General features: G+C 57.9%; 11 protein-coding genes and 1 tRNA gene. 8 read left to right on the plus strand and 4 right to left on the minus strand.

Translation table 11 applies throughout. The annotated features are described in order from the left end of the window. The 3 genes from AAAC48_RS25540 to AAAC48_RS25550 form a co-directional block, all read right to left on the minus strand. Positions 1-268 (minus strand): histidine phosphatase family protein (locus AAAC48_RS25540; RefSeq protein ID WP_340656889.1); only part of this gene is annotated, 268 nt, incomplete at its 3' end. Positions 269-517: 249 nt separating this feature from the next. Beyond that, a tRNA-Ala gene (locus tag AAAC48_RS25545) sits at positions 518-593 on the minus strand. A 179-nt stretch (positions 594-772) separates the two neighbouring features. After that, the gene (locus AAAC48_RS25550) at positions 773-1,159 is read right to left on the minus strand and encodes a TIGR02300 family protein (protein ID WP_340656890.1); all 387 of its coding nucleotides are present in this window, start codon (positions 1,157-1,159) and stop codon (positions 773-775) included. Positions 1,160-1,388: 229 nt separating this feature from the next. Between AAAC48_RS25550 and aroA the strand changes: the two genes are divergently transcribed. The 4 genes from aroA (at position 1,389) to rpsA (ending at position 5,929) form a co-directional block, all read left to right on the plus strand. Then, a complete protein-coding gene (gene aroA, locus AAAC48_RS25555) occupies positions 1,389-2,753 on the plus strand; it encodes a 3-phosphoshikimate 1-carboxyvinyltransferase (RefSeq protein WP_340656891.1) in 1,365 nt (454 codons plus the stop codon). Between the two features lie 15 nt (positions 2,754-2,768). Then, positions 2,769-3,116, plus strand: coding sequence for a hypothetical protein (locus AAAC48_RS25560; RefSeq protein ID WP_340656892.1), 348 nt, complete (start codon positions 2,769-2,771; stop codon positions 3,114-3,116). 318 nt (positions 3,117-3,434) lie between these two features. After that, the gene (gene cmk, locus AAAC48_RS25565; protein WP_340656899.1) at positions 3,435-4,091 is read left to right on the plus strand and encodes a (d)CMP kinase; all 657 of its coding nucleotides are present in this window, start codon (positions 3,435-3,437) and stop codon (positions 4,089-4,091) included. A gap of 137 nt (positions 4,092-4,228) precedes the next feature. Further along, complete coding sequence (gene rpsA, locus AAAC48_RS25570; protein ID WP_340656893.1) at positions 4,229-5,929, plus strand: 30S ribosomal protein S1; 1,701 nt, start codon at positions 4,229-4,231, stop codon at positions 5,927-5,929. A gap of 78 nt (positions 5,930-6,007) precedes the next feature. On the opposite strand, the gene AAAC48_RS25575 is transcribed toward rpsA, so the two are convergent. Beyond that, positions 6,008-6,595 (minus strand): hypothetical protein, encoded by a 588-nt coding sequence (locus tag AAAC48_RS25575; RefSeq protein WP_340656894.1) that lies wholly within the window; start codon positions 6,593-6,595, stop codon positions 6,008-6,010. 559 nt (positions 6,596-7,154) lie between these two features. On the opposite strand from AAAC48_RS25575, the gene AAAC48_RS25580 reads away from it, so the two are divergent. The 4 genes from AAAC48_RS25580 (at position 7,155) to AAAC48_RS25595 (ending at position 11,707) form a co-directional block, all read left to right on the plus strand. Then, positions 7,155-8,201 (plus strand): LacI family DNA-binding transcriptional regulator, encoded by a 1,047-nt coding sequence (locus AAAC48_RS25580; protein ID WP_340656895.1) that lies wholly within the window; start codon positions 7,155-7,157, stop codon positions 8,199-8,201. A 126-nt stretch (positions 8,202-8,327) separates the two neighbouring features. After that, positions 8,328-9,314 carry a sugar kinase gene (locus AAAC48_RS25585; protein ID WP_340656896.1) on the plus strand — a complete coding sequence of 329 codons (987 nt, stop codon included), beginning with the start codon at positions 8,328-8,330 and terminating at the stop codon, positions 9,312-9,314. A 2-nt stretch (positions 9,315-9,316) separates the two neighbouring features. Beyond that, the gene (locus AAAC48_RS25590) at positions 9,317-10,636 is read left to right on the plus strand and encodes a D-tagatose-bisphosphate aldolase, class II, non-catalytic subunit (protein ID WP_340656897.1); all 1,320 of its coding nucleotides are present in this window, start codon (positions 9,317-9,319) and stop codon (positions 10,634-10,636) included. Positions 10,637-10,738: 102 nt separating this feature from the next. Next, positions 10,739-11,707 carry a complex I NDUFA9 subunit family protein gene (locus AAAC48_RS25595; RefSeq protein ID WP_340656898.1) on the plus strand — a complete coding sequence of 323 codons (969 nt, stop codon included), beginning with the start codon at positions 10,739-10,741 and terminating at the stop codon, positions 11,705-11,707. The last annotated feature ends 213 nt before the right edge of the window (positions 11,708-11,920 follow it).

Here is an 11,920-nt window from a genome sequence, read left to right on the forward strand (position 1 = left end):
CAAGCACGCGCAGCACGTGCCCATGCGCGAATAGGGCAACGTCCCCGTCCGCAGCCCGCGCCCGGGCCACAACTTGATCCACACGAGTAGCCACCTGCCTCGGCGTCTCGCCGCCCGGGCATCCATCCCGAAATATCAACCAGTTTGGTCGCTTTGCCTGGATTTGCTGGGGCGTTAGCCCCTCGTATTCGCCGTAGTTCCACTCCATCAAGCTTGAGTCGATGATGAAGGACCACGTTGTATCCATCGGCAAAGCAGGTAAGAGCACGTTACGGGAATATCTCCAGGATGACGTTTTATCGCTGGCGGCAGGACAAAGCCAAAAAGTTCCCTCCAGCATTTTACCTCAGCTTGCACCCGTTTTGGCGGGAACGTGATTTAGATAGATGGGAACGCACCCGCAGGTAGGCACTCCGGTCGCCTGGCGTTTCCCCTGTGTTTCGCCAGCTGCCCGTCTCTCGACATCAGGTTGGAGATTCAAAGGGAGACGCGATTCTGTAAGTGATTGATAAGGTTATGGTGGAGCCAAGCGGGATCGAACCGCTGACCTCTTGCATGCCATGCAAGCGCTCTCCCAGCTGAGCTATGGCCCCATTCCATCGGCCGTGAAGGCCTGAGCCGGGTAAACCGGCAAACTGTCTGACAAGGTCTGGAACCTTGTTCGGGCGGGTTCATATCTCCCGCCGCCGTGAAGATCAAGTCCTGTTGGCCGGTTATTTTCAGCGAACAGGATTATTCCGCCCATGACCCGAGGATCATGCACGTTACGGGCTTAATTCTCGTCGTCGTCGCCGATGCCGCCGCCGAGAATATCGGTGACGTCGTCGTCTTCGTCTTCTTCGTCCGTTGCAAGGAAGGTGTCGTCGTCGTCGGCGTCATCAACCTCGACATCGTCGTCGCCGATATCCGGCACGTCGCTGTCGCTGTCCGCATCGGCGTCCTCGAGCGCAACGAATTCCGGCTTTTCGAGCGCAACATCCAGCTCTTCCGTCTCGACCTCTTCTTCTTCCTCACGCGCCGATGCGGCGGTGGAATCGAAGTAGCTGAGCGGATAGCTCTTGCCCGTATAGGGCGAAACGATCGGATCGCGGTTCAGATCGTAGAATTTCTGCCCGGTTTCCGGGTCAACTCGCTTGGTGCCAAGTTTTGGATTTGCCACGTTTTGCCTCGTCTTTTGGCTACGCCTGTATTCGGCTCAATAGTCAGGTCTGTCATCGACCAGCCGTTTATGCAAGCACTCATAAAATGGATTTGAGGTCCCATAAACGCAATTCAGCGCATTTGTCAAAGCGAAAAAGCTTGCATTTGCAAGATGACCGCACCGGCAAGCTGTGTTACGAGGTGCACCGCATCCCCACCACAGCTTTTTAAGGCGATTGACCTTACCCATGTCCCACTCCGCGCTGCCAAAACCCGCCACTGCCCGCCGCTCCAAGGCTCTCTCCGGCGATATCCGCATTCCCGGCGACAAATCGATTTCGCATCGCTCCTTCATGTTTGGCGGTTTGGCCTCAGGCGAGACGCGCATCACCGGTCTCCTCGAAGGCGAGGATGTCATCAATACCGGCCGTGCCATGCAGGCCATGGGCGCAAAGATCACCAAGGACGGCGATGTCTGGATCATCCAGGGCACCGGCAATGGCTGCCTGCTTGCGCCGGAAGCGCCGCTCGATTTCGGCAATGCAGGCACCGGCGCGCGCCTGACAATGGGGCTTGTGGGCACCTATGCCATGGAAACCACCTTCATCGGCGATGCCTCGCTGTCGCGGCGCCCGATGGGCCGTGTGCTCAACCCGCTGCGTGAAATGGGTGTCCAGGTCACCGCCGCCGAGGGCGACCGCCTGCCACTGACCCTGCGCGGGCCGAAAGTCGCCGCACCCATTACCTACCGCGTGCCGATGGCCTCGGCGCAGGTCAAGTCCGCCGTATTGCTCGCCGGTCTCAACACACCCGGCATTACCACGGTGATCGAACCGGTGATGACTCGCGATCACACGGAAAAGATGCTGCAGGGCTTCGGCGCCAATCTTTCCGTCGAGACCGACAAGGATAATGTCCGCCACATCCGCATCGAGGGCCAGGGCAGGCTAACCGGCCAGACAATCGACGTGCCGGGTGACCCCTCCTCCACCGCCTTTCCGCTGGTCGCGGCGCTGCTGGTGCCGGGTTCCGATATCACCATCCGCAATGTGCTGATGAATCCGACCCGCACGGGCCTGATCCTCACATTGCAGGAAATGGGCGCCAGCATCGAGATCCTCAATGCCCGCCTTGCCGGCGGCGAGGATGTCGCCGACCTTCGCGTGCGTGCCTCCGAGCTCAAGGGCGTCAATGTGCCTGCCGAACGCGCACCCTCGATGATCGACGAATATCCGGTGCTGGCCGTCGCTGCCTGCTTTGCTACCGGCGAGACGGTGATGAACGGCCTTGAAGAACTGCGCGTCAAGGAATCCGACCGGCTCTCCGCGGTCGCCAACGGCCTCAAGGCCAATGGTGTCGACTGCACAGAGAGCCCTGAGACATTGAGCGTCCGCGGCCGTCCGGACGGCAAGGGCATTGGCGGCGGCACCGTCGAGACCCATCTCGATCACCGCATTGCCATGAGCTTCCTGATCATGGGTCTTGCTGCAGAAAAGCCTGTCAGCGTCGACGATTCGACCATGATCGCCACCAGCTTCCCGGAATTCATGGACATGATGACGGGGATGGGCGCGGAGATTTCTGAAGCCGGGTCCGCATGTTCTCCGCTCTAAGACCAGAACTCTGCTATGAGCGCGCTGCTTTCCGTTCTCACCGTATATTTCCTCTATACGATGTCCAGCGTGCCGTTCATCGTCTGGGCCGGACGCAGCGCCTATAACGGCACCTTGGCGAGCAAGGCGCCAAGGCCATGGCCCGGTGCGCTCAGCACGATATCTCGCGTGCTGCTTCCTTTGCTGCTCATCTTCCTCTATGCGTGGAATGTCTCTGGCAGTGCAAATTCCGGTGCATCGAGCGTCGAAGCTGTGGGCGCCAGCGAATGGATGCCCTATCAGTTTCTGCTGCTGCCGCCGGCGTTTGGTTCGATTGCCGGATATGCTATAGGCTTTTTCATGGGCAAGAGGACGCGGAGCTAGATGTTTTTCCTGCTGACTTCATTTGTCATCGTTGCCATACCCTATGCCATCGAACGTATCGGACTGCGCGTCCGTTTCGGTCTGTTTGCGCTCCTGTTCTGGCTGTTCGTCTTCCAGTTCGTGCTGATCTTTGCCATCGATGCCCTGCTGCAGAACTTCGCCGCGGCCATGCCCGGCTGGCTCGAATCGACGCTTTCGACGGCCGGTGGTTTCGCCTTCGTGACCATCGGCATCACGCCGATCATTACCCTCGTCCTGGCTGCCGCCTATCTGATTTTCGCGCTCGGCCAATGGTTTTTCGACAAGGAGGAAAAGGACCTGCCGACGCCACAGACCCATTTCACCATTGCGATCGACGGTCCCGCTGCCTCCGGCAAGGGCACGCTGGCTCGCCGCATTGCCGAAGCCTATGGCTACCATCATCTCGATACGGGCCTGACCTATCGCGCAGTAGCCAAGACACTCATGGACCAGAATATGCCGCTCGATGATGAGTTTCTGGCCGAGAAGGCCGCCCGGGCAGTCGATTTGTCGAAGCTCGATCGCAGCGTGCTGTCCGCTCATGACATTGGTGAAGGAGCCTCGAAAGTCGCCGTCATCCCCGCCGTGCGCCGGGCGCTTGTTGCCGCGCAACAGACCTTTGCCATGCGCCCGCCGGGCGCCGTTCTTGATGGCCGTGACATAGGTACGATCGTCTGCCCCGATGCGCCGGTCAAACTCTATATCACCGCCTCAGCTGAAGCGCGTGCAAAGCGCCGTTATGATGAAATCAAATCCAATGGCGGCAGCGGCAGTTATGAGGAGATTCTGGAGGATCTCACGCGGCGCGATGCGCGCGATATGGGCCGCACCGACTCGCCACTAAAGCCCGCCGACGACGCGCACTTGCTAGATACGACGGAAATGGATATAGAGACCGCGTTTCTTAATGCCAAAGTTCTGATTGATCAGGCATTGGCGAAGAGCACGCATTAGACTAGCAGCAAATACCGTCTGCCGTCAGCCCACGCACCGGATTGCCCTTCAAAGGGGCGGGTTGGCATGCAGATGATCCGAAACACGAACCACCGGTGCTGTGTCCGACGAGTTTTCCGGACACTCCAGGAGTATTTATGTCTCAAGCCAATCCAACGCGCGAAGATTTCGAAGCTCTTCTCGCCGAGTCCTTTGCCACCAATGACCTTGCTGAAGGTTATGTCGTCAAGGGCCGTATCGTCGCCATCGAAAAAGACATGGCGATCATCGACGCCGGCCTCAAGGTTGAAGGCCGCGTTCCGCTGAAGGAATTCGGCGCGAAAGCCAAGGACGGTTCGCTCAAGCCAGGCGATCTCGTCGAAGTTTATGTCGAGCGTATCGAAAACGCCCTCGGCGAAGCCGTTCTGTCGCGTGAAAAAGCACGCCGCGAAGAGAGCTGGGTCCGTCTTGAAGAGAAGTTCAACCGCGGCGAACGCGTCGACGGTGTCATCTTCAATCAGGTCAAGGGTGGTTTCACCGTCGATCTCGACGGCGCCGTAGCCTTCCTGCCGCGCTCGCAGGTCGACATCCGTCCGATCCGCGACGTAACCCCGCTGATGCACAATCCGCAGCCTTTCGAAATCCTCAAGATGGACAAGCGTCGCGGCAACATCGTTGTTTCGCGCCGTACCGTTCTTGAAGAGAGCCGTGCTGAACAGCGCTCTGAAATCGTCCAGAACCTCGAAGAGGGTCAGGTCGTTGAAGGCGTCGTCAAGAACATCACCGATTACGGTGCGTTCGTTGATCTCGGCGGTATCGATGGTCTTCTGCACGTGACCGACATGGCATGGCGCCGTGTCAACCATCCGTCGGAGATCCTGTCCATCGGCCAGACGGTCAAGGTTCAGATCATCCGTATCAACCAGGAAACACATCGTATTTCGCTCGGCATGAAGCAGCTCGAAAGTGATCCGTGGGATGGTATCGGTGCGAAGTACCCAATCGGCAAAAAGATCACCGGTACCGTTACGAACATCACCGACTACGGTGCATTCGTCGAAATCGAGCCAGGCATCGAAGGCCTCATCCACGTTTCCGAAATGTCCTGGACAAAGAAGAACGTGCATCCGGGCAAGCTGCTATCGACCACGCAGGAAGTCGAAGTCGTTGTTCTCGAAGTGGATCCGGTCAAGCGCCGCATCTCCCTCGGCCTCAAGCAGACCCTCGACAACCCATGGACGACTTTTGCAGACCGCTTCCCTGTCGGCACGATCGTCGAAGGCGAAGTCAAGAACAAGACCGAATTCGGCCTGTTCATTGGCCTCGATGGCGATGTGGACGGCATGGTTCACCTCTCCGACCTCGACTGGAACCGTCCGGGCGAACAGGTCATTGAAGAGTACAACAAGGGTGACGTCGTGAAGGCGCAGGTTCTCGATGTTGACGTCGAGAAGGAACGCATCTCGCTCGGCATCAAGCAGCTGACCGGCGACAAGGTCGGCGAAGCAGCTACTTCGGGTGAACTGCGCAAGAACGCCGTTGTTACCGTTGAAGTCACGGCCATCACTGATGGCGGTCTCGAAGTGCGCCTGGTCGATCACGACCTCGACACCTTCATCCGCCGCGCTGATCTGTCCCGTGATCGCGACGAACAGCGTCCGGAACGCTTCACGGTCGGTCAGAAGGTTGACGCGCGTGTCATCGCCTTCGACAAGAAGACCCGCAAGCTGCAGGTCTCGATCAAGGCGCTGGAAATCGCCGAAGAGAAGGAAGCTGTTGCGCAGTACGGTTCGACCGACTCGGGCGCTTCGCTCGGCGACATCCTCGGTGCCGCTCTGAAGAAGCAGGAAAAGAACTAAGTCTTTTCTTTTTCGAACAAACGAAACCCGCCGGTGCGAGCCGGCGGGTTTTTTCTTTAGAGATCTTTTTGAGGTCTCTCAGATCGTATCGAACTGGATGAGTATGAACGCGATCTGGGTGATCAGCGCGAGGCCAACGAGGACGAGCTGTGTCTTTGGCCGGCGAAAGTAGATCCCCAATCCGCAAAGCGCGATCAGAAACAGATTGCGCAAGGGATATTCGGCTCCGAGCGAGCGGAAATGCTCCTTGCCCTTCATTGCCGTGTCGAGAAAATCGAAAATGAAGATCGATATGACATTGCCGAAGAACCAGGCTCTTCGCGACATGAAGTAATCCTCATAGCCCGAATAACCTTCCATACTGTCGGGAAAGAGCAGGCTGCAGGCGAGAAAATGCAAGCTCGCGAAGAAAATGACGAAGAGATAGGCTTCGAATTTCCACAGGACCAGCTGATGCAAATAGAATTCGAACCACCAGAAATGCACGACGGTCAGGAAGGCAAACAGGACCCAGCCAAGGTGCACGGCATAGATATTCTTGCGCTGCGGGTGCTGGATGATGCGGGCAACGCCAGTGAGAAGCCGCGAAACGCTGAGGCCCAGAATGATGCCGATAATCACGCGGACATGGGTGAATACCTCGGGATTCGGAATAACGCCTTCCATTGCATACTCCTCATCGTTGTTGCCGCACGGCTGCAATCAGGACGTTCATGCTACTGAAGTATGCCTGCGGTGCAATTCCCGGTCCGTTCAATCCGCTGAAATCTGCCCTTGGCCCCATCCGCGACCCGATAATTAAGGTTCGCACAACTTTACGCGCGTAAACTTGTGTCCGGATGCAGGGAAAAGCGACTTATGCTGGTGAAAATTTGGCACGCGCGGATTCTGACAAATGCAATGAAGCGTTTCGACGGCGGCGTTCAATCGTTCAATAGGGCCGTGCGTGCGTTGAACATACTGCTAAACAAAAGGACCTATGTGATTTCCGCTCCGCAAGCTTTCTTCCACCACCAATGACTTATCATAATTTATCCGGACTAATTAAGATCTTGACGCATGTGAGTCACTCTGCAAATTTTCAACCACTCAATGTGGCGTATATCAATCAGGAGATGTATTGCGCCGCTGCGTTTTTCAGCAATGATTACAGATCGCGCTTTGGCAACTTCATCAGCGGCACGACGGCTATTTCTGATGTTTGCAAAGCGCTCGTGAAAAGGGAATGCATGCGGTGAAAAAACCGATCAAGACGATGGAAGATTTCTCCGCTTTCGTTGGTCTGTCGCGTCCGACGGTATCGAAATATTTCAACGATCCCAATTCGGTGCGCAAGACGACTCGCGAAATCATCGAGGCGGCGGTCAAGCAGTCAGGCTTTCGCCCCAATATCTTCGCTGTCAACCTCAATCGTCGCCGCACCAATATTCTCGGGCTCATCGTCCCGAATTCGACCGACCCGTTTTACATGGCGCTGACGCGGCGCATCGAAGGTATTGCCGAGCAGGCAGGTTATCTTGCGTTTGTGCTGAGTTCCGATGGCAAGCCGGAACTTGAGGAGCGCGCGCTCGAAACATTCAAGTCCATGAATATTGCCGGCGCCATTATTGCGCCACTCGGCGTTCAGTCGCTGCACGACAAACTTGCCAAGCTCGGCGAGTCCATTCCTGTCATTTATGTCGATTCCCCCCTTGATGCGACGTCGCCATTCGTCGGCACCAACAACAAACAAAGCTTCAAACTGATTGTCGATTATCTGACGCGTTCCGGTGACGAGCCCTGTTATTTCGGCATGACGCCAGTCAACAGCAACGCGCTCGAGCGCCGTGAGGCCTATCGCGAAGCCATGCAAAATCTTGATCTGGAGCCACGCTTCCTTGTGCCGGAGGCCCATGCCAATTGGGAATTCGAGAAATTCGCCTTTGATGCAACGGCACAAATCCTGAGGGAAGGCGGCTTCCCGACCAAGACCGTGCTTTGCGCCAATGACCGTCTCGCCTTCGGGGTCTTGGCCGCCGCTTACCAGGCGGGTCTGAAAGTCGGACGGGGCGAGGGTTGCGATCTGCGCGTCGCGGGTCACGACGACCAGCCGCTGTCGCGCTATATGTGCCCGCCGCTGACGACAGTGGCACAGAATTATAACGAGATTGGCCGCCTGGCGATCGAGCTGCTGTTCGACAAGCTGGGTGAAACGCCGGATTCGAAAACCGAGCTGCCAGGGAATTCACGCATTCTGCTGAACGCTGAGATCAAGTTGCGCATGTCCGCTTGAGCGCTCTATGAAACTTATCGCGCGTAAAGTTTTTTATATTGACATGTTAAAAATAATGCTTATCAGATCGGGATAGTTCGCCCTTGACCGCAATGATGAGGGCGTGACCTCACACAGGCATCCCCGATGACGCATGGTTCGAATTCCTCGTTTCTATCCCCGCAACAGCGCGGGCCGACCATTACCGTCGGTGAAATCCTTGTGGAGATCATGGCGACGACGGTGGGAAGCGGCTTTCGCGAAGCACAACCGCTGATTGGTCCCTTCGCCAGTGGTGCGCCGGCTATCTTTATCGATCAAGTGGCAAAGCTTGGTGCCGGTGCAGGCATCATTGCCAGTGTCGGCGACGACGATTTTGGTCATTTGAATATCGAGAGGCTGCGCGGCGACGGCGTGGATGTGTCTGCCATTGCCATCATCCCGGACACTCCGACCGGCAGCGCCTTTGTACGCTATGCGGCAACGGGCGGACGCGATTTCGTCTATAACATCGCCCGTAGCGCTGCTGGCCAGCTTCAACTCAATGAGGCCGCAAAAGCTCTGATCGCCCGCGCCGGACATCTCCACGTCATGGGTTCGGCGCTCTCCATGCCGGCTGCCTGGCCGATCATCCAACATGCGCTGGACGACATCAAATCCCGCGGCGGCACCCTGTCGCTTGATCCCAATATCCGCAAGGAGCTGGCAGGCGGCGAGGCAACGCGGCAACAATTCTCCACCCTTCTCGCCGCGACCGATCTGCTGCTGCCGTCGGGCGACGAACTGTTCATTGCCTGCCCGGACGAATCCGAAGCAAAGGCAATCGAAGAGCTTCTCAAGTCGGGCATTTGCGGGATCGTTGTGAAACGCGGAAAGGAAGGTTCGACCCTCTACACCGCCGCGGGCTCGCTGCACCGCCCGGCTTTCATCGTCGAGGAAGTCGATCCAACCGGCGCTGGCGACTGTTTCGGTGCGACCTATCTTACCTGCCGCCGCCTCGGACTGTCTGACGAAAAATCCCTCGACTATGCCAATGCCGCCGGCGCCCGCAACGTCACCCGGCAGGGGCCGATGGAGGGCACCTCCACCTTTGCCGAACTCGACCGATTCATCGCGGCGACGCCAAGGAATTAAGCATGTTTTCTTTCCTTTCAGACCTCGCCAATGCGCACCGCAACGGGATCAATGCCGGCATCACTTCCGTCTGTTCCGCGCATCCGCTGGTCGTGCGGGCAGCTTTGCGTCGCGGCCGCGCTTTCAATCAGATCGTGCTGATCGAGGCGACGTGCAATCAGGTCAACCAGTTTGGCGGCTATACGGGCATGACGCCGGCCGACTTTGTCGCTTTTGTGCAGGCGATCGCCCGCGAGGAGGGCTTTGATCGCAGCCGGTTGATCTTCGGCGGAGACCATGTCGGGCCAATTCCCTGGCGCAAGCTCGCAGCCGAGGAAGCCCTTGGCAACGCCGAGACCATGGTCGCCGACTATGTGAAAGCCGGTTTCACCAAAATCCATCTTGATGCGAGCATGGGTTGCGCCGGCGAACCAGCGGCGCTCGATGACGAGGTCACGGCCCAGCGCGCCGCGCGCCTGGCCAAGGCGGCGGAAAACGCAGCAGCGACCAGCGGCTTTGCCTTGCCGCATTATGTTATTGGTACCGAAGTACCTGTGCCGGGCGGTGCCGACCATGAACTCACGGAAGTCACGCCGACCGATCCCGCGGCCGCGCGCAAGACCATAGTCATCCATCGCGAGCGCTTTGCGCGCGAAGGGCTGCAGCAGGCCTTCGACCGGGTCATTGGCCTCGTCGTCCAGCCAGGAGTCGAGTTCGGCAATGAGAATGTCATCGAATACCGGCCTGACCGTGCGGCGAACCTGACAGAGGTGCTGGCGGACGAGCCGCAATTCGTCTTTGAGGCCCATTCCACAGATTACCAGACCAGAGGCTCGCTGTCGGCACTCGTACGCGATGGCTTTCCGATTCTGAAAGTCGGTCCCGGCCTCACCTTTGCCTTGCGCGAAGCGCTTTACGGGCTTGATCTCATCGCCTCGGAGCTCTTGCCGGATTACGGTGATCGCTCACTTGCCCGCGCCATGGAAAAGCTGATGCTGGAAAAGCCAGCTCATTGGGCGTCGCATTATCATGGCACGGATACCGCTCTCCATGTGCAGCGGCATTACAGCTACAGCGACCGCATCCGTTACTACTGGACCGAGCCGGATGCGATCGCCTCCGTCGACAGATTGATCAATACGCTCAGGGGAACAGAAATTCCGGAAACATTGTTGCGGCAATTTCTTCCGTCATTGGGCACCGATACAGGGGCAAGCTACGATCCGGAGACCATACTGATCTCTGCAATCGACCGGGTGCTTGCCGATTATTCGGCGGCCTGCGACTGGTACCCCCATAGCGCGGCAACGCGCCGCGAGGTATGGACCCCAACAATCCTGTAGAACGCTTCCATATGACTACATCTTGCTCTAAACAGCATCTGTTGCGCGGCTCGTTCAGTTGAACGCGCAAAGGTACGCCGGTGCAGTCCATAGGAGAGCTCGATGACAATCACAAAGCCGAAACTCGTCACCGTCTTCGGAGGCTCAGGCTTTATCGGTCGTCACGTCGTTCGTGCGTTGGCCAAGCGCGGTTACCGCATTCGCGTTGCCGTGCGCCGTCCGGACCTCGCCTTCCATCTGCAACCGCTGGGCGGCGTCGGCCAGATCCAGGCCGTTCAAGCGAATCTACGCTATCGCGCCTCGGTGGATCGCGCCGTCGCCGGTTCCGACCACGTCATCAACCTCGTTGGCCTGCTCTTCGAAAGCGGCAAGCAGAAATTCAGCGCTGTGCATGATTTCGGTGCTCGCGCCGTCGCCGAAGCCGCCCGCGCGGCCGGTGTGCCGTTAACCCATATGTCGGCTCTCGGCGCCGATCCGCACTCCCATTCCGCCTACGCCAGCACGAAAGGACGCGCGGAGGTCGCCGTGCGCAAAATTCTGCCTGATGCCGTCATTATTCGCCCGTCGATCGTTTTCGGCCCCGAGGATAATTTCTTCAACAAATTTGCGGGTATGGCCCGCATGTCGCCCTTTCTGCCGCTGATCGGTGGCGGAACGACCAAATTCCAGCCGGTCTATGTTGGCGATGTCGCCGAAGTCATCGCACGCTCCGTCGATGGCGCATTAAAGCCCGGTGAAACTTATGAACTCGGCGGCGGCGAAGTGCTGACGTTCAAGCAATGCCTGGAAACGATGCTGCGCATTATAGGCCGCAAGCGGCTGTTCGTATCGATCCCGTTCTGGGTCGCGAAAATTCAGGCGACCATACTTGGCTATCTGCCGAAGCCGCTCCTGACAAAGGACCAGGTCATACTGCTGCAAAAGGATAATGTCGTTTCCGAAGCCGCCAAAGCTGAGAACCGCACGCTCGAGGGTCTCGGCATCCGTCCGCAGACCATCGAAACAATCCTACCGACCTATCTCTGGCGCTTCCGCGTTCACGGCCAATATTCCAGCCAAACGCCTGTCTGAGGTACCTTCTCCGTTCTTACCCTCCCCCTTGTGGGGAGGGAGGCTGCGTAGCTGCAGGGAGGGGTCTTTCGAAATACTCAATCTTGCGTTGCGGCATCGTTTTAGCGCTGCAAGAACGCCCCCTCCCCGGACTTTTGGTCCGACCCTCCCCACAAGGGGGAGGGTAAGGTGCGCTGCATCACCGCATCAAGATCAGCGCGACCAGCCCCAGCG

The organism is Phyllobacterium sp., assembly GCF_037994405.1.
In the GTDB taxonomy this organism is placed as follows: Bacteria; Pseudomonadota; Alphaproteobacteria; order Rhizobiales; family Rhizobiaceae; genus Phyllobacterium.